Genomic DNA, 16,692 nt, shown 5'->3' with positions numbered 1-16,692 from the left:
CCGGGCTGCGGCGGCTTCGGCACCCGCACCTGCACGGTGTCGTCCGGCCGAAGCCGTTCGCCGCGGCCGTAGGTGGCCGCCGAGTCGTCCGTCCCCTCGGCGTGGTCGGCGTAGCCGTGCGAACCGCTGCGCGGGGTGTCCAGCCGGCGCGAGGGCCCGGCGGCGGACGGGACGGGCGGCGCGGACGGCCGTGGCGGCATGGCGGCCGCCTCGGGACTCCTGTGGGCCGCGGGCGCGGACTCCGGACGGGGGCCGGGGTATGTGGCCGAGCCGTGGCCACCGGCTGCCCGTGCCGTCCCGCCGGTCCGTCCGGTCGTGGATGCGTTCCCCGGGGGGAGGGTGACCCGCAGATGGCCCTCGCTGTCGGGCGCCGCCGGAACGGCCGCGTCCCGCGGGCCCGGTTCCAGGTGGAGCGTCGATTCGCCGATCCGCAGCAGCGCGCCGGGCGAGAGCGCGACCGGCCGCTCCCCGACGGGGCGGTCGTCGACGGTGGTGCCGTTGGTCGAGCCGAGGTCGGCGACGGTGACCCGGCCGTCGGCCGCGACCGTGACGGTGCAGTGCAGCCGGGAGACGTCGGGGTCGTCCAGCGGGACATCGGCCTCGGCGGAGCGGCCGATCCTGACCTGGCCGCCCTGCAGCAGATGGACGCCGCCGGAGTCCGGGCCGCCGATGACGCACAGCCGGGCCGGGGCGGACGCGCCCGACGGCGGCTCCGCGTGCTGCTCGGCGGGGGTGTGCAGGGACAGCACGGCGCCGTCCACGAGCGGTGGCATGCCGAGCAGGGCGCCCGGGTCGAGCCGCTCGGCGCCCGAATAGAGCGCGACCGAGGAGCCGGAGGAGCGCGCGGGCTGGCCGGAGCCGGCTCCGGACGCGAGCGCTCCGGAAACCGCGCTCAGCGCGGTCCCCGCGGGCGCGGTGACCAGCACGTCGCAGGTGCGCCCCGCTCGGCCGCTGCGCGGCCCGAGGACGGTCAGCCGGATCTGCATCTCGTCCGCGGTCCCTTCTGCCCGGATGCCTGGCAGGAAGCCTCCCCACCGCGCACGGGCGCGTCGACACGTACAAGCACGAGCGGGCGGGCTCCTGTTGCCCCGTCACACCCGTACGGGATGCATCCTCCCACTTGCCACTGACAACCCGCCCCCGGTCCTGACATGAGCGATCTTGAATGATCAGTTGTTGACCGGAAAGGTGCTGCTTGTCGCAATGGAAGGCGGCCGCGGAGCAACCAAGCGGTGGCCTGCCGCGTCATACCTCCCAGCTCCGCGGTCCGTCCCCGGGGCCGGATGCGGCCACCTGCGGCCAGGGAATGCGGCTGTCAGCGGGCCGCCGCGGCCGTCCGCACTACAGTTGGCACGGTCGGCCCCACAGGCCGCGCGCAGCAGGGAACCACGAAGTACCACGAAGCACCACCAAGACCAGGGAGCGCATGACGTGCGGCCGGTAGGCAGCAAGTACCTCCTCGAGGAGGTACTCGGACGCGGGGCCACGGGGACCGTCTGGCGCGCCCAGGTGCGCGACGAGGACGGCGTCGTCGCGATCAAGGTGCTCAAGGAAGAGCTCGCGAGCGACCCCGACATCGTGATGCGGTTCCTGCGCGAGCGCGCCGTACTCGTACGGCTGCGCCACCCGCACATCGTGCGGGTCAGGGACCTGGTGGTCGAGGGCGATCTGCTCGCCCTGGTGATGGACCTCGTCGACGGCCCCGACCTGCACCAGTACCTGCGCGACAACGGCCCGTTCTCACCGGTCGGCGCCGCCCTGCTGACCGCCGCCGTCGCCGACGCGCTCGCCGCCAGCCACGCCGACGGGGTGGTGCACCGGGACCTCAAACCAGCGAACGTGCTGCTCGCCACGACCTACGGCCAAGACGGCAGTCCGCGCATGCACCCGATGCTCACCGACTTCGGCATCGCCCGTCTGGCGGATTCGCCCGGCATCACCCGCACCCACGAGTTCGTCGGCACCCCGGCCTACGTCGCGCCGGAGTCCGCGCAGGGCAAGCCGCAGACGTCCGCCGTCGACCTGTACGGCGCGGGCATCCTGCTCTACGAGCTGGTCACCGGCCGTGCGCCGTTCCGCGGCGACAACGCGCTGGAGGTGCTGCACGCGCACCTGAGCCAGGAGCCGGTGCGCCCTGGCAACGTGCCGGAACCGCTGTGGACGGTCATCGAGCGCTGCCTGCGGAAGAACCCGGAGGAGCGGCCCAGCGCCGAGAACCTGGCCCGCGCGCTGCGCGTGGCCGCCGCCGGGATCGGTGTGCACGCGACTCCCGCCGAGGCGGAGGCGGCGCTCGGCGTCGCCGCGCTGCTCGGCCCCGACCTCGCGCCGACCACCGTCCCCGGCAGCGCCGACCCGACCCAGGTGCTGCCCGCGCACCGCTACGACCCGAACGGCGCGACCGGTGTGCTGCCGATCGCCCCCGCGGCCGGCGCCGACGGCACCCGCGTCCTGCCGCCGGTGCCCGACGGCCCGCCGCAGGGCCACGCGGATCAGCAGCAGGGCCCGCACCCTTGGCAGTCCCAGCTCAGCGCGGCCCGCCAGCGCCGCGAGCAGACGGAGCTGCAGTACCTCGACCCGGAGCAGGACCCGCTGCGGCGCAGGCCGCGACGGCAGCCCGGCGGCCAGCCGCAGGGCCGGGGCCGGCAGGACCAGTACCAGCAGGATCAGTACCAGCAGGGCCAGGGCCAGTACCCGCAGCAGCAGCCGTACGCCCCGCAGCAGCCGTCCCAGCCCCAGCCGCGCTACCAGCAGCAGCCTCAGCAGCAGGTCCAGCCGCGCTATCAGCAGCCGCAGCCGCAGCGCTACGAGCCGCAGCGGCCGCCGGAGCCCGAGCCCCGGCGCGACCCGCGGCCGCGCGGCGCCAACCCGATGAAGATTCCGGGCCTGGGCTGCCTCAAGGGCTGTCTGACGACGATTCTGGTGCTGATCGTCATCTTCGTGGTGGTCTGGTACACCACGCCGCTCCCGGAGTGGGTCGACAGCGGTCAGAACCTCTGGGACACCACGACGGGCTGGATCAGCACCGCCTGGGACAAGGTCAACGAGGTGACCGGGTCGGGGAACTGACCCCGGCACCGCTCACCGCCGACCCGCATCACGATCACCGCCGACGTTCACGCCGACCTTCGTCACGCGTGCCGCCGGGCTTCGTCATGCCCGCCGCCGACCCCCATCACGCGCGCCATGCTGCCGACTTGTCGACACCTGGCGGGTGATTTCCCCCGCAGAACCACACGTCACCGCACACCGGCCCCCCGAACGGCCGCCGGGCCGCGTAGTTTTGTCGCCAACGCGACAGCGCTGCATACGGCGCGACGGACCGTCGGAGGAGTCGGAGCAGGCCTTGGCAAGGAAGATCGGCAGCCGGTACACCGCCCACCAGGTGCTGGGGCGGGGATCCGCCGGCACGGTGTGGCTGGGTGAGGGCCCCGAGGGTCCGGTCGCCATCAAACTGCTGCGCGAGGATCTCGCCTCCGACCAGGACCTCGTGGGCCGCTTCGTGCAGGAGCGCACCGCGCTGCTCTCGCTGGACCACCCGCAGATCGTCGGAATCCGTGATCTCGTCGTGGACGGCACCGACCTCGCGCTGGTCATGGACCTGGTGCGGGGCACCGACCTGCGGTCCCGGCTGGAGCGCGAGCGCCGGCTCGCCCCCGAGGCCGCCGTCGCCATCGCCGCCGATGTCGCGGACGGCCTCGCCGCCGCGCACGCGGCCGGCGTCGTCCACCGTGACGTCAAGCCCGAGAACGTGCTGCTCGACTCCGCCGCCCCGACCGGACCCGGCGGCGCGCCCCCCGCGCTCCTGACCGACTTCGGCATCGCCCGCCTCGTCGACTCCCCGCGCCGTACCCGGGCCACCCGCATCATCGGCACCCCGGACTACCTCGCCCCCGAGATCATCGAAGGCCTCCCGCCCCGGGCAAGTGTCGATATTTACGCCCTGGCGACGGTGCTCTACGAGCTGCTGGCCGGTTTCACGCCGTTCGGCGGCGGCCACCCCGGCGCCGTACTGCGCCGCCATGTGACCGAGGCCGTCGCACCGCTCCCGGACATCCCCGACGAGCTGTGGCAGCTGCTCTCGCAGTGTCTCGCCAAGGCCCCCGCGTCCCGGCTCACCGCCGGTGAGCTGGGCGAACGACTCCGGGACCAGCTGCCGCGGCTGGCCGGGCTGCCGCCGCTCGACGTGGACGCGCCGGACGAGCACCCGGCGGACGCCGACGAAGACACCCCGTACGAGCCGGACATCGGGCTGTTCGAGCCGCCGAGCCACCGCGGCGCCGTGCCGCTGGTGCGCGGCGCGGCCCCCGACTCCAGCCGCGACACCCACACGAGCATGAAGCTGCCCTCCGCCGAGGAGCTGGCCGCGTACGGCCGCGGCTCCCGCTCCGGTGGCGGCCAGGGCGGCTCCGGCGGCAGCGGGGCGTCCGCCGGGCGCCCGGCGAGCCCGCGGCACCGCGCCGTCTCCGACGTCGTGCGCCGCCGCCGTGTGCGGGTCGGAGCGGCTGCTGCCGCCGCGCTGGTCGTCGCGGGGCTGGGCGGCTGGGGCATCGCCTCGCTGGGCGGCGACTCCGGGCCGACGGCCCCGGCCGACAACGACCACCCCACCACCGCTCCGCCCACCACGCACCCCACCGCACCCACCGCCGGCGCCGCCTCCCCGCAGGGCTCCATCGGCACCCCGGTCGAGCTGCCGCAATGGTCCGCGTTCAGCGCGGTGCCCGCGCCCCGCGTGAAGCTGGTCGGCGGCCCGCGCGCCATCACCATCGCCGGGACCACGTACGTCTTCGCCCGTGGCGAGGACAACGACGTCTGGTACGTCACCCGGGGCGTCGGCGCCTCGGGCGCCTACAGCGCCTGGCAGCACCTGACGGGAATAGGAGTCGCCGACGACCCGGCGGTCGTCTCGGCCTCGCCGGGCCGCCTCGACCTGTTCGCCCTCGGCACGGACGGCCTGCTCTACCGGCGGACCATGATCAACGGAACCTGGAACCAGTGGTACCAGGTCGACGAGCGCACCCGGTTCGACGCCGCCCCGGCCGCCGCCTCCTCCGAGCCCGGCCGGATCGACCTCGTCGGCCGGTCCGGCGGCGACCTGGTCACCGCCTCCCTCGTCGGCAGCCGCTGGAACGCCTGGTCGGTGGTCCCCACCCCGGGCCGCATCACCGCGGCCCCCGGGCTCGTCTCCCGTTCGAAGGGCACCCTGGACGCGTTCGTCGTCCGTAAGGCCGACGGCGCCGTGCTGCGCCTGCCGTACTCGGCGGGCGCCTGGCGGCCCACGGTCCTCCTGCGGGGCATGGACGCCGCCGGCCGCCCCGAGCCGCTGGCCTCCGGCGACCGGGTCTACGCCTTCGCCCCCGCCACCTCCGGCGGCCTCTCGCAGGCCGCGGGCCCGGTCGCCGGCGGCGCGGAGTGGTCCGTCGCCGCCCTGCCCGGTGCCACCGAGGCCACCACCCCGGCCGCCGTCACGTCGTCCGGCCGCGTCCTGGAGCTGTACGTCCGCACCCCGGCCGGAGCCCTCACCCGGGCCACCGCGCAGGTCTGACGCGCGGCCTCCGGGCGGGTGCGGGTGCGGCCTCCGGGCCGGTCCGGCCGATGCCTCGGGCCGGGTCGGGTCCGGCGCCCGGAGGTGTCTCCCGTCACAGGACCGCCCCCGGGCGAGAACGTCCCGTTCGACCAGCCGGTAGTCTGGACCCGTGGCAGTCGTCGATGTATCCGAAGAGCTGAAGTCCCTCTCCTCGACCATGGGGTCGATCGAGGCCGTCCTGGACCTCGACGCGATGCGGGCCGATATCGTCGTTCTCGAGGAGCAGGCCGCGGCGCCGTCCCTCTGGGACGACCCGGAGGCGGCGCAGAAGATCACGAGCAAGCTCTCGCACCTCCAGGCCGAGCTGCGCAAGGCCGAGCAGCTCCGGGGCCGCATCGACGACCTGTCGTTGATGTTCGAGCTCGCCGAGGACGAGGCCGACGCCGATGCCCTCGCCGAGGCCGAGGAAGAGCTGGTCTCGGTCCGCAAGGCGCTCGACGAGCTGGAGATCCGCACCCTTCTCTCCGGCGAGTACGACGCCCGCGAGGCCCTGGTCAACATCCGCGCGGAGGCCGGTGGCGTGGACGCCGCCGACTTCGCCGAGCAGCTCCAGCGCATGTACCTGCGCTGGGCCGAGCGGCACGGCTACCAGACGGAGGTCTACGAGACCTCCTACGCGGAAGAGGCCGGCATCAAGTCGACCACCTTCGCGGTGAAGGCCCCGTACGCGTACGGCACCCTCTCCGTCGAACAGGGCACCCACCGCCTGGTGCGCATCTCGCCCTTCGACAACCAGGGCCGCCGCCAGACCTCCTTCGCCGGCGTCGAGGTGCTCCCCGTCGTCGAGAAGACCGACCACCTCGAGATCGACGAGTCCGAGTTGCGCGTCGACGTCTACCGCGCCTCGGGCCCCGGCGGCCAGGGCGTCAACACCACCGACTCCGCGGTGCGGTTGACCCACATCCCCACCGGCATCGTGGTCTCCTGCCAGAACGAGCGCTCCCAGATCCAGAACAAGGCGAGCGCCATGAACGTCCTCCAGGCCAAGCTCCTCGAGCGCCGCCGCCAGGAGGAGCAGGCTCTGATGGACTCCCTCGGCAAGAGCGACGGCGGGAACTCCTGGGGCAGCCAGATGCGTTCGTACGTCCTGCACCCGTACCAGATGGTCAAGGACCTGCGCACCGACTACGAGGTCGGCAACCCGCAGGGCGCCCTCGACGGCGACATCGACGGCTTCATCGAGGCGGGCATCCGCTGGCGCAAGGGCCAGCAGAAGGCCTCCCAGGACTAGGGCCTGACGCGTCGGTTTCTGTCGGCAACTGCCATCCATTGGATGGCAGTTGCCTTTTTTATGTCACAGCCGCCTACACAACTGACCGCCATATGACGCTAATTCCGGCATTCCGGTTGGAATGACCTTGACGCTGCCGGGAATTATGGGAAAGGTGTTGCGCGGCATGCGTATGACCGGGACGTGAGTTGCCGTCCTGTCCATAGCTGCTCCACATACGAAGATCCGCTACTGGGGGTAGTTACCAGATGAGCAAGAAGAACACTCGGCTGCGCATGGCTCGTATAGCCGCCGCCGCAGTCATCGCCACGGGCGCGTCCCTGACCGCCGTGGGTGTGGCTCAGGCCGTTACCGTCACGACGAACGCCGCGGGCGACACCGAGGGCACGACCGTCGGCGTCACCCAGGGCACGACCGAGGGCACCACGGTCGGCGTCACCGAGGGTACGACCGAGGGCACGACCGTCGGCGTCACCGAGGGCACGACCGAGGGCACCACCGTCGGCGTCACCCAGGGCACCACCGAAGGCACCGAGGGCACGAGCACGGGCACCAGCACGGGCACGTCGACCGGTACCTCCACGGGCACCAGCACCGGTACGTCGACCGGTACTTCGACCGGCACCAGCACCGGTACCTCCACGGGCACGAGCACCGGTACGTCGACCGGTACTTCGACCGGCACGAGCACCGGCACCAGCACGGGCACGTCGACCGGTACCTCCACGGGCACCAGCACCGGTACGTCGACCGGTACTTCGACCGGCGCGAGCACGGGCACCAGCACGGGCACGTCGACCGGTACCTCCACGGGCACGTCGACCGGTACCTCCACGGGCACCAGCACCGGTACCACGGCCGGCACCACCACGGGCAGCACGACCGCCGGCACCACCACGGGCACCACGGGCGGTTCCTCGTCCAGCGGTTCGACCGGTGGCGGCAACACCTGCACCCTGACCGGTGACAGCGTCAACTGCAACAACACCGGCACCGACAACCAGAACACCAAGCCGGTGGCGCAGGGCAACACCAACCAGGAGCTGGCCAAGACCGGTTCCGGTGAGACCACCTTCCTGCTGGTCGGCGCCGCGACGATGATCGCCGGTGGCATCGGCTTCCGCATGATGCCGCGCCTCACCAACCGGCGCACGGCTGCCTGAACAGGCCGCCAGTAGCACATCTTCATGAGAGGGGCCCGGAGCGCGCAGGCGGCGCGCTCCGGGCCCCTCTCAGGCGTGCTCTCTCACCGGCGTGGTCTTCCGACCCCTCTGTGCACAGCGGGAAGTGCCGGGACGGTTACGTGGCGTGTTCGACGACCAGGACCACGGCCAGCAGCGCCACCAGGAGGGCGATCAGGGCTGCCGGGGTCAGGGCGGACCAGGGGTTTTCCTGTTGGAGGCGGGCGCGGTTGGCGCGGCAGACCGCGCAGCGGCCCTCGCTCACGGGGCCGGCGCAGTTGGCGCACACCAGTCGGTCGGATGTCATGCCATCTCCTCCTCCGCCCGGTGAACGCGCCGGTAGGCCGTTCCGTTCCTCCACTGTGCCAGCTTCGGGCACAATCGGCGCGCCTCGCATGATTTCACAGGGTGACGTGCATGGCCCGATGCCTGGTTTGTCCCCCTGTGCCCTGTGCGCAAACACACGAACCCAGGACGCCGACTGCGCGGCCCTACGCCATTCGCGTATGGTCGCCCACACCAGGAGAGCCGCCCCTGCGGTTGTCCGCCCCCAATATCCGGCTACCTCACTGGTGCGAACGTGATCCGATTCGACAGCGTCACCAAGACCTACCCCAAGCAGAACCGTCCTGCACTCCGGGATGTCTCGCTGGAGATCGAGAAGGGCGAGTTCGTCTTCCTCGTCGGTTCGTCGGGGTCCGGAAAGTCGACCTTCCTCCGGTTGATCCTGCGCGAGGAGCGCACCGACACCGGCATGGTGCACGTCCTGGGCAAGGACCTGGCGAGGCTCTCCAACTGGAAGGTGCCGCAGATGCGGCGCCAGTTGGGCACGGTCTTCCAGGACTTCCGGCTGCTTCCGAACAAGACCGTCGCGGAGAACGTGGCGTTCGCACTGGAAGTGATCGGGAAGCCGCGCGGGACGATCCGCAAGACGGTTCCCGAAGTGCTGGACCTGGTCGGCCTGGCCGGCAAGGAGGACCGCATGCCGGGTGAGCTGTCGGGTGGTGAGCAGCAGCGTGTGGCCATCGCCCGCGCGTTCGTCAACCGGCCGATGCTGCTGATCGCGGACGAACCGACGGGAAACCTCGACCCGCAGACCTCGGTCGGCATCATGCGGCTCCTGGACCGCATCAACCGCACCGGAACCACCGTGGTGATGGCCACCCACGACCAGAACATCGTCGACCAGATGCGCAAGCGCGTCATCGAGCTCGAGAAGGGGCGACTGGTGCGCGACCAGTCGCGCGGTGTCTACGGCTACCAGCACTGAACCGAACCGGGTTCTGCTCCGTAGTCATAGCCACCAACCCCTGAAAGGACATCATGCGCGCCCAGTTCGTCCTGTCGGAGATCGGCGTCGGTCTCCGGCGCAATCTCACCATGACCTTCGCGGTGATCATCTCCGTCGCCCTCTCGCTCGCCCTCGCCGGCGGATCCTGGCTCGCCAGCCAGCAGGTCGACGCCATGAAGGGGTACTGGTACGACAAGGTCCAGGTGTCGATCTTCCTCTGCAACAAGGCGGATGCGAAGAGCACCCCCTCGTGCTCCAAGGGCGCGGTCACGGACGAGCAGAAGAAGGCGATCAAGGCCGACCTGGAGAAGCTCCCGGTCGTCGAGACCGTCTTCTACGAGTCCTCGCAGGAGGCGTACAAGCACTACCAGGAGCAGTTCAAGGACTCGCCGGTCGCCGGGTCCCTCTCTCCTGACCAGTTGCAGGAGTCGTACCGCGTCAAGCTCAAGGACCCGACGAAGGTGCAGGTCGTCTCCAGCGCCTTCGCCGGCCGTCCGGGCGTCCAGGAGGTGCAGGACCAGCGCAAGCTGCTGAAGAACCTCTTCGACCTGCTCGGCGGTATGACGGCGGTGGCCTTCGGGACCATGCTCTTCATGGTGATCGTGGCGATGCTGCTGATCATCAACACCGTGCGCGTCTCGGCGTTCAGCCGCCGGCGCGAGACCGGGATCATGCGCTTGGTGGGCGCGTCCGGCTTCTACATCCAGATGCCGTTCATCGCCGAGGCGGCCTTCGCGGGCCTGGTCGGCGGCGGTGTGGCCTGCGGCATGCTCATGACCGGCCGGTACTTCCTGATCGACCACGGGCTGAAGCTGCAGGACAAGATCCCGCTGGTGAACTTCCTCGGCTGGGGCGATGTCATCAAGGTGCTGCCGCTGGTCCTCGTGGTCAGCATGCTGATGCCCGCCCTCGCCGCCCTCGTCACGCTGCGTAAATACCTCAAGGTCTGAGTGCCGCTTCGGGTGGTCTGCGGTCAACTCTCCGTATGGCGCCCGTTTCTGGCCTAGACTTCCCGCCATGTCCGGCCGGTTGATGTTCGGGACGCCCCGCGGCTCACGCCGCGGGGTCGCCCTGACGATGGTTCTCGGCGCCGTGCTGGCCACCGGCGCGGCAGTCGGCACCCTGGCGGTTCCGGCCCGGTCCGCGTCGGCCGCGCAGAGCAGGATTCCGGCGCGCAACGTCGTCGACTCCGACGCGATCGCCAAGGCGATCGACGAGGGCAAGGTCGGCCCGGAGGCCGCCGAAGAGCTGGTCAGCCGCAGCGGCGACCGCTGGTCCTCGTTCTACACCGCCCAGGAGTACGCGGGCCTGCAACAGGCCCTGGACGGCCGGTACGTGGGCGTCGGGCTCTGGGTGCGGCGCACCGGCGGTGGCTGGATCCAGGTGGCCCGGGTGCAGGCCGGCAGCCCCGCGGCGCTCGCGCGGGTGCAGGTCGGCGACCGGCTCCAGTCGATCGACGGGGTGCGGGCGGACGGCAAGCCGGTCACCGAGGTCGTGGCGGAGCTGCGCGGCGACAACGCCGCGGGGTCCGTCGTCCGGCTCGGCCTGGACCACGCCGGCGGTAACCGCGACATCACGCTGCGTCGCGCGGTGCTGGCCACCGAGGCCGTCACCGTCGGGAAGCTGGAGGGGGACGTCACCTCCATCAAGATCGAGGCGTTCACCAAGGGCGTCGGCGGCCAGGTGCGGTCCGCGGTACGTGCCGCGGTGCGCGCCGGGAGCCGGGGCGTGCTGCTCGATCTGCGCGGCAATTCCGGCGGGCTGGTCACCGAGGCCGTCACGGTCTCCTCGGTCTTCCTCGACGGCGGCCTGGTCGCCACCTATGACGTGCACGGCCGGCAGCGCGCCCTCTACGCCAGCGACGGCGGCGACACCGAGACCCCGCTGGTGGCCGTGGTCGACGGCGGCACCATGAGCGCCGCGGAGCTGCTCGCGGGCGCGCTGCAGGACCGCGGCCGGGCGGTCGTGGTGGGCTCACGGACCTTCGGCAAGGGCGCGGTGCAGATGCCCAGCGAACTGCCGGACGGCTCGGTCGCCGAGCTGACCGTCGGCCACTACAGCCTGCCCGACGGGCGCAACGTGGACGGCAGGGGCATAGAGCCCGACCTCACGGTGAGCGGCGGATCGGCCCCCTCGGGAGCCTCCGACAAGGCGGTCGCGGAGGCCAGACAAGTATTGAGTGGCCTCAGACCCCCCTCCTAGTGCGAGAATGGCCGCGCTATGGCGAAAGAGACTGGTCACAAGCTGATCGCGCAGAACAAGAAGGCGCGCCACGATTACCTCATCCTGGACACCTTCGAGGCGGGCCTGGTGCTGACCGGCACCGAGGTCAAGTCGCTGCGCATGGGCCGTGCCTCGCTGGTGGACGGCTTCGCGCAGCTGGACGGCGGTGAGGCGTGGCTGCACAACGTCCACATCCCCGAGTACACCCAGGGGACGTGGACGAACCACGCGGCGCGCAGGAAGCGCAAACTCCTGCTGCACAAGACCGAGATCGCGAAGCTGATCCACAAGACGCAGGAGTCGGGCCACACGATCATCCCGCTCCAGCTGTACTTCAAGGACGGCCGGGCGAAGGTCGAGATCGCGCTGGCCAAGGGCAAGAAGGAGTACGACAAGCGGCAGACCCTGCGTGAGAAGCAGGACACCCGGGAGTCGAACCGCGCGATCTCCGCGGTCCGCAGGCGCCAGCGCGCCTGACACCCGCGCGCGAGGTGCCGCGCCCGGCCCGGGCGCGCGGGAATGCAGTGGCCCGTCAAGGCGTTGGTCACGTACGATGGGTGCAGCGCCACCGGATCTGTCGGGTTCGCCCGGCTGCGCCGGTGACACTTTGAAAAATCAACATGGGGATGATCGGTTTCGACTGGGGATGTCGAAGCAGGGGAAGCGAGCCGAGGAAGCGGCAATGATCTCGTTAACCATATGTCGCAAAACATAATCGCCAACACCAAGCGCGATGCCTCCGCTTTCTCCCTCGCTGCCTAATAAGTAGCTAGAGAGAAAGCTCTACGGAGTGTCAGCCCAGGAGCTGTTCCCGGCCTGGATCCTGGCATAATCAAGGGAACTAAACTTCATGACCCGGTCACGGGGGCTTGAAGGAAACCAAACAGTGACTGAGCCCGTTGGCAACTTGTCCGCGTGATTGCCAGGGCTGAGAAAAGCACAGCGGACTGCGCTCGGAGAAGCCCTGATTCCGCACCACAGGACGCGGGTTCGATTCCCGCCATCTCCACCAACCCCATGTATGACGAAGGCCTCGCCGCTCACGCGGTGGGGCCTTTTTCATGTGCGCTTTCCGGGAGTGTCCCTCCCGTGCGCTTCCCGTGCACCCGAAGGGCCAGGGCGGCGGCCAGTGCGCCCGCGGCGGCCGGGAGCCAGAAGCCGGTGCCCGGGGGAAAGCGTTCGGCGGCGGTGCCGGCCAGGGCGGCGCCGGTGGAGATGCCGGCCAGGATGCCGGTGACGGCGAGGGTCATGCCCTCGTTGAGGCGGGCCGACGGGGCGAGGCTCTGCACCAGGGTCATGCCGTTGACCATGGTGGGGGCGGTGGCGCAGCCGGCGAGGAAGAGACAGCAGGCGAGCGCCGGCAGCCCGCCGGCGAGCAGCGGCAGGGTCATCAGGGCGGCCATCGCCGCCACCGAGGCCGCGAAGCGGGCCGTGACGGGTCCGGTGGGCTTGGACAGGCCGTAGAGCAGGCCCGCGGTGCCGGAGCCTGCGGCCTGCAGGGCGAGGACGGCGCCGGCCGCCGACGCGTGTCCGCGGGCGTCGGCGAAGGCGATCGTGGTGACCTCCAGCGCGCCGAAGATCACCCCGGTGCAGAAGAACACCGCCAGCAGGGCCGGCAGGCCGGGTACCCGCAGCAGGGAGCCGCTACGGGCCGCGGAGCGTCCGGGGGCGGGCGGCTCGGTGCCGCGCTGGGCGGCGAAGAGCAGTACCCCGCTGAGCAGCAGGACGTTCGCGACCAGCATGCCCGCCTCGGGGAAGAGCGCTGTGCACAGGAACGCGGCCAGTACCGGGCCGAGCATGAAGCACAGCTCGTCGGCGACCTGCTCGAAGGAGTTGGCCACATGGCGGGCCGCGGGGTCGTCCCGGTAGAGGTGCGCCCAGCGGGCGCGGGCCATGCCGCCGGTGTTCGGGGACGTGGACCTGGCGGTGTACGCGGCGAAGAGCGTCCAGGACGGGGCGTCGTAGTGCACACAGAGCAGCAGGACGAGGCAGGCCGCCACGGACCACACGGTGGCGGGCACGGCGATCCTGGCCTGCCCGTACCGGTCGGTGAGCCGGGCTACGACCGGGGCGAGGACGGCGGTCGCGGCCATGCCGGCGGCGGCCACGGCGCCCGCGAGGGCGTAGGAGCCGCGGGTCGTGGCGATCATGATGATCAGGCTGACGCCGAACATCCCCATCGGGGCGCGGGACAGCAGGCTGCCCACCGTGAAGGCGGTGGCGCCCGGAGCGGCGAAGATCCGCCGGTAGGCGCCGAAGCGGCCGGACGGCCGCGGCGTACGGGCCTGCCGGGGCGGGAGGGGGCGGCGGGGCGGCCGGACGGCGTCGGGGTGGTTGACGGTGCGGTCGGCGGCGATGAGGGTACCGCCGGTGGCCATGAGCAGCAGCGGTGCGGGACGGTGCATGCGATCAGCCTCGTGGCGGGCTCCCGTCGCGGTCCAACACCTGATCGGCGGCCATTGACGCATTTCTGTTGTCAATGGCTTCGGGCGAGGGGCCGGTGTTCAATGGCCGCGTGCCTCATGACCTGGAACCCCGCCTGCTGCGCGCATTCACCGCCGTCGCCGAGGAACTGCATTTCTCCCGTGCCGCGGCGGCGCTCTATGTGGCGCAACAGGCCCTCAGCCGTGACATCCGGCGGTTGGAGCGGGAGTTGGGCGCCGAATTGTTCGTCCGCACCACCCGGCGCGTCGAACTCACCGCCGACGGGGAAAGGCTTCTTCCTTACGCGCTGCGCGTGCTCGCGGCACAGGACGAGCTCGCCGCGGCCTTCGCGGCGGCCGACCGGCCGCTGCTCGTCGACGTCAGCGCGCCCGTCAGCACCGGACGCCGGGTACTGGACGAGGCGCGCGCGACGGCTCCCGGCAGCGAGCTGATCGCCCGCTTCCACAGCGGTCTCACCGGCGCCGCCGCCGATATCCTCGCCGGCCGGCTGGACGTCTCCTTCGGCCGTGTCGCGGGGCTGGCCCCGGCCGCCCTGTCCCGGCTCGACCACCGGCCGGTGCGCTACGAGCCGATGGCCGTCGTCCTGTCGCAGGAGCACCCGCTCGCGCGTCTGGAGCGGATCCCGCTGGACGCGCTCGCGGGGGAGACGCTGTACGCGGGGGCCGGAAATCCGACCACCGCCGAGTGGACCGATCTCGCCGAGCGGCTCTTCGCGGGCCGGGGGATCGCGGTGGCCGCGCCCTTCCCGCAGATCGAGGGCGAGGCGGAGTTCATCCGGCTGGTGGCGAAACACCGCTGGCCGGTACTGGCCACCACCGAGTTCGTCGACATGCCCGGCGCGGTGCTCCGGCCGCTGGTGGACCCCGTTCCGCTCGCCCTGGTCTCGATGGTCTGGCGCCGCGGGCTGCGCCACCCCGGGCTGACCGCCCTGCACGAGGCGGTGACCGCCCTGGCGGCGGCCGGACGCTGGCTGCACCGGCCCGCCGGCAGCTGGCTCCCGGATCCCGACGCGCACCTCGCGGCGCTCCCGGATCCCGACGCGCGTCCCGCGGTGCTCCCCGATCCCGACGCGCGTCTCACAGCGCCCCCCGGCGCCGGGTGAGTGCATGGTTCCCCCCGCGTCACCTCGGGCCATCGGGCGGTAACCGGCCGTTCCTACTGTCGTGGACGACACCCGACACCGGCAGGGCCTGGAGGCGTAATGCATGCCACCGCTACGGAAACGCGCAAGGGGAGCCGCTGGATCGAGCAGTGGGATCCGGAGGACACCGAGTTCTGGGAGAACGGCGGACGCAGGACCGCCAACCGCAATCTGCTCTTCTCCGTCCTGTCCGAGCACATCGGCTTCTCCGTCTGGACCCTGTGGTCGGTCCTGGTGCTCTTCATGGGCCCCCAGTACGGCATCGACCCGGCCGGGAAGTTCTTCCTGGTGGGCACGGCCACCGCGGTCGGCGCCCTCGTCCGGGTCCCCTACACGTTCGCCGTGGCGCGCTTCGGCGGCCGCAACTGGACGGTCTTCAGCGCGCTGATGCTGCTGCTCCCCACCATCGCGGCCGCGGTCGTGATGAAGCCCGGCACCTCGTACACCACCTTCATGCTGGTGGCGGCGCTCACCGGGGTGGGCGGCGGCAACTTCGCCTCCTCCATGACCAACATCAACTCCTTCTTCCCGCTCCGGAAGAAGGGCTGGGCGCTCGGCCTCAACGCGGGCGGCGGCAACATCGGAGTGCCGGTGATCCAGCTCGTCGGGCTCCTGGTGATCGGTACGGCGGGCGCCGCGCACCCGCGGATCCTGCTCGGGGTGTACATCCCGCTCATCGTGATCGCGGCGACGCTGGCCGCGCTGCGGATGGACAACCTGGCGCCGGTCAGGAACGACACCGGTGCGGCCCGGGAGGCGGTGCGGGACGCCCACACCTGGATCATGTCCTTCCTCTATATCGGCACCTTCGGCTCGTTCATCGGCTACAGCTTCGCCTTCGGCCTCGTGCTGCAGAACCAGTTCGCCCGCACCCCGCTGCAGGCCGCCTCGATCACCTTCATCGGGCCGCTGCTCGGCTCGCTGATCCGTCCGGTCGGCGGGCGCCTCGCGGACCGGTTCGGGGGAGCGCGCATCACGCTCTGGAACTTCCTCGGGATGGCCGCCGCGACGCTCGTCGTCGTGCTCGCCTCCGTGCAGAAGTCGCTGCCGGTCTTCACCACGGGATTCATCGCCCTGTTCGTGCTCACCGGGCTCGGCAACGGCTCGACGTACAAGATGATCCCCGGCATCTACCACGCCAAGGCGCTCGCCAAGGGCCTCAGCGGTGAGGCGGCCGCGGCGTACGGGCGCCGGCTCTCCGGGGCCTCCATGGGACTGATCGGCGCGGTCGGCGCGCTCGGCGGCCTCGGCATCAACCTGGCGTTCCGCGAGTCCTTCCTCACCGCGCACACCGGAACCCCGGCCTTCGTCTCCTTCCTGGCCTTCTACGCGGTGTGTTTCGCGCTCACCTGGGCCGTATACCTCCGCCGTCCCGCCGCTCCGCCGGCGCTCTCCCCGGCGGCGGAACCGGCGCCGCAGCTGAGCTACGCGGAGGTGTGAGCGGGCCCGGCCGCGCCAGGGTCCGGGATACGGGCGTAACACCCGGGAAATCCTGGCGATCCCCGCCCGTCACCCCGCGTTGGCACGATGCGTCCGACCGGCGGATCGGCCGGACGTGAGCCATCGACCGGCGGCGGGGGCCACCAGGTACGTGTA

The 16,692-nt window shown here is 71.5% G+C and carries 12 protein-coding genes, 1 other RNA gene and 1 pseudogene; 11 read left to right on the top strand and 3 right to left on the bottom strand.

What is annotated here, in order from left to right; genetic code table 11:
- On the bottom strand, positions 1-986 hold a 986-nt coding region (locus tag G3I60_RS41710; RefSeq protein ID WP_164608482.1), incomplete at its 3' end, for an FHA domain-containing protein.
- Between the two features lie 445 nt (positions 987-1,431).
- Here G3I60_RS41710 and G3I60_RS41705 point away from each other — a divergent pair.
- The 4 genes and pseudogenes from G3I60_RS41705 to G3I60_RS41690 all read left to right on the top strand — a co-directional run bounded on the left by G3I60_RS41705 (position 1,432) and on the right by G3I60_RS41690 (position 7,978).
- Positions 1,432-3,066, top strand: a complete 1,635-nt coding sequence (locus G3I60_RS41705) for a serine/threonine-protein kinase (protein WP_164608481.1) — start codon at positions 1,432-1,434, stop codon at positions 3,064-3,066.
- A 277-nt stretch (positions 3,067-3,343) separates the two neighbouring features.
- Positions 3,344-4,567: pseudogene (locus G3I60_RS46140) on the top strand (serine/threonine-protein kinase); the annotation flags it as partial.
- A gap of 1,126 nt (positions 4,568-5,693) precedes the next feature.
- Complete coding sequence (prfB, locus tag G3I60_RS41695) at positions 5,694-6,815, top strand: peptide chain release factor 2 (RefSeq protein ID WP_138357588.1); 1,122 nt, start codon at positions 5,694-5,696, stop codon at positions 6,813-6,815.
- 248 nt (positions 6,816-7,063) lie between these two features.
- The gene (locus tag G3I60_RS41690; RefSeq protein WP_164608479.1) at positions 7,064-7,978 is read left to right on the top strand and encodes a hypothetical protein; all 915 of its coding nucleotides are present in this window, start codon (positions 7,064-7,066) and stop codon (positions 7,976-7,978) included.
- 136 nt (positions 7,979-8,114) lie between these two features.
- Here the strand turns inward: G3I60_RS41690 and G3I60_RS41685 are convergent, their stop codons facing one another.
- Positions 8,115-8,303 carry a hypothetical protein gene (locus tag G3I60_RS41685; RefSeq protein ID WP_164299236.1) on the bottom strand — a complete coding sequence of 63 codons (189 nt, stop codon included), beginning with the start codon at positions 8,301-8,303 and terminating at the stop codon, positions 8,115-8,117.
- A gap of 273 nt (positions 8,304-8,576) precedes the next feature.
- Between G3I60_RS41685 and ftsE the strand changes: the two genes are divergently transcribed.
- From ftsE to ssrA, 5 genes are all read left to right on the top strand, one after another.
- The gene (ftsE, locus tag G3I60_RS41680; protein ID WP_138357585.1) at positions 8,577-9,266 is read left to right on the top strand and encodes a cell division ATP-binding protein FtsE; all 690 of its coding nucleotides are present in this window, start codon (positions 8,577-8,579) and stop codon (positions 9,264-9,266) included.
- Between the two features lie 53 nt (positions 9,267-9,319).
- Positions 9,320-10,237: a permease-like cell division protein FtsX gene (gene ftsX, locus G3I60_RS41675; RefSeq protein WP_138357584.1), complete on the top strand. Its 918-nt coding sequence runs from the start codon at positions 9,320-9,322 to the stop codon at positions 10,235-10,237.
- A 67-nt stretch (positions 10,238-10,304) separates the two neighbouring features.
- Positions 10,305-11,489, top strand: a complete 1,185-nt coding sequence (locus G3I60_RS41670) for a S41 family peptidase (protein WP_138357583.1) — start codon at positions 10,305-10,307, stop codon at positions 11,487-11,489.
- 18 nt (positions 11,490-11,507) lie between these two features.
- Entirely contained in the window at positions 11,508-11,987 is a 480-nt protein-coding gene (gene smpB, locus G3I60_RS41665; protein WP_138357582.1) for an SsrA-binding protein SmpB, read from the top strand.
- Positions 11,988-12,132: 145 nt separating this feature from the next.
- Positions 12,133-12,522: a transfer-messenger RNA gene (gene ssrA, locus G3I60_RS41660) on the top strand.
- A 28-nt stretch (positions 12,523-12,550) separates the two neighbouring features.
- Here the strand turns inward: ssrA and G3I60_RS41655 are convergent.
- A complete protein-coding gene (locus G3I60_RS41655; protein WP_239070960.1) occupies positions 12,551-13,915 on the bottom strand; it encodes an MFS transporter in 1,365 nt (454 codons plus the stop codon).
- A 110-nt stretch (positions 13,916-14,025) separates the two neighbouring features.
- On the opposite strand from G3I60_RS41655, the gene G3I60_RS41650 reads away from it, so the two are divergent.
- Positions 14,026-15,057, top strand: coding sequence for a LysR family transcriptional regulator (locus tag G3I60_RS41650; protein ID WP_343242008.1), 1,032 nt, complete (start codon positions 14,026-14,028; stop codon positions 15,055-15,057).
- A 99-nt stretch (positions 15,058-15,156) separates the two neighbouring features.
- A complete protein-coding gene (locus G3I60_RS41645; protein WP_138357580.1) occupies positions 15,157-16,536 on the top strand; it encodes a NarK/NasA family nitrate transporter in 1,380 nt (459 codons plus the stop codon).
- The last annotated feature ends 156 nt before the right edge of the window (positions 16,537-16,692 follow it).

The sequence above is a fragment of the Streptomyces sp. SID13666 genome, from assembly GCF_010548325.1.
In the GTDB taxonomy this organism is placed as follows: domain Bacteria; phylum Actinomycetota; class Actinomycetes; order Streptomycetales; family Streptomycetaceae; genus Actinacidiphila; species Actinacidiphila fildesensis.
The sequence above is the reverse complement of the archived record's forward strand: the minus strand, read 5'-3'. Positions and strand labels throughout refer to the sequence as shown.

Bases quoted from the DNA above. Each gene is read 5' to 3' on its own strand.
- G3I60_RS41690 (WP_164608479.1), top strand. From the start codon at position 7,064: ATGAGCAAGAAGAACACTCGGCTGCGCATGGCTCGTATAGCCGCCGCC.
- G3I60_RS41685 (WP_164299236.1), bottom strand. From the start codon at position 8,303: ATGACATCCGACCGACTGGTGTGCGCCAACTGCGCCGGCCCCGTGAGC.
- ftsX (WP_138357584.1), top strand. From the start codon at position 9,320: ATGCGCGCCCAGTTCGTCCTGTCGGAGATCGGCGTCGGTCTCCGGCGC.
- G3I60_RS41670 (WP_138357583.1), top strand. From the start codon at position 10,305: ATGTCCGGCCGGTTGATGTTCGGGACGCCCCGCGGCTCACGCCGCGGG.
- smpB (WP_138357582.1), top strand. From the start codon at position 11,508: ATGGCGAAAGAGACTGGTCACAAGCTGATCGCGCAGAACAAGAAGGCG.
- G3I60_RS41655 (WP_239070960.1), bottom strand. From the start codon at position 13,915: ATGCACCGTCCCGCACCGCTGCTGCTCATGGCCACCGGCGGTACCCTC.
- G3I60_RS41645 (WP_138357580.1), top strand. From the start codon at position 15,157: ATGCATGCCACCGCTACGGAAACGCGCAAGGGGAGCCGCTGGATCGAG.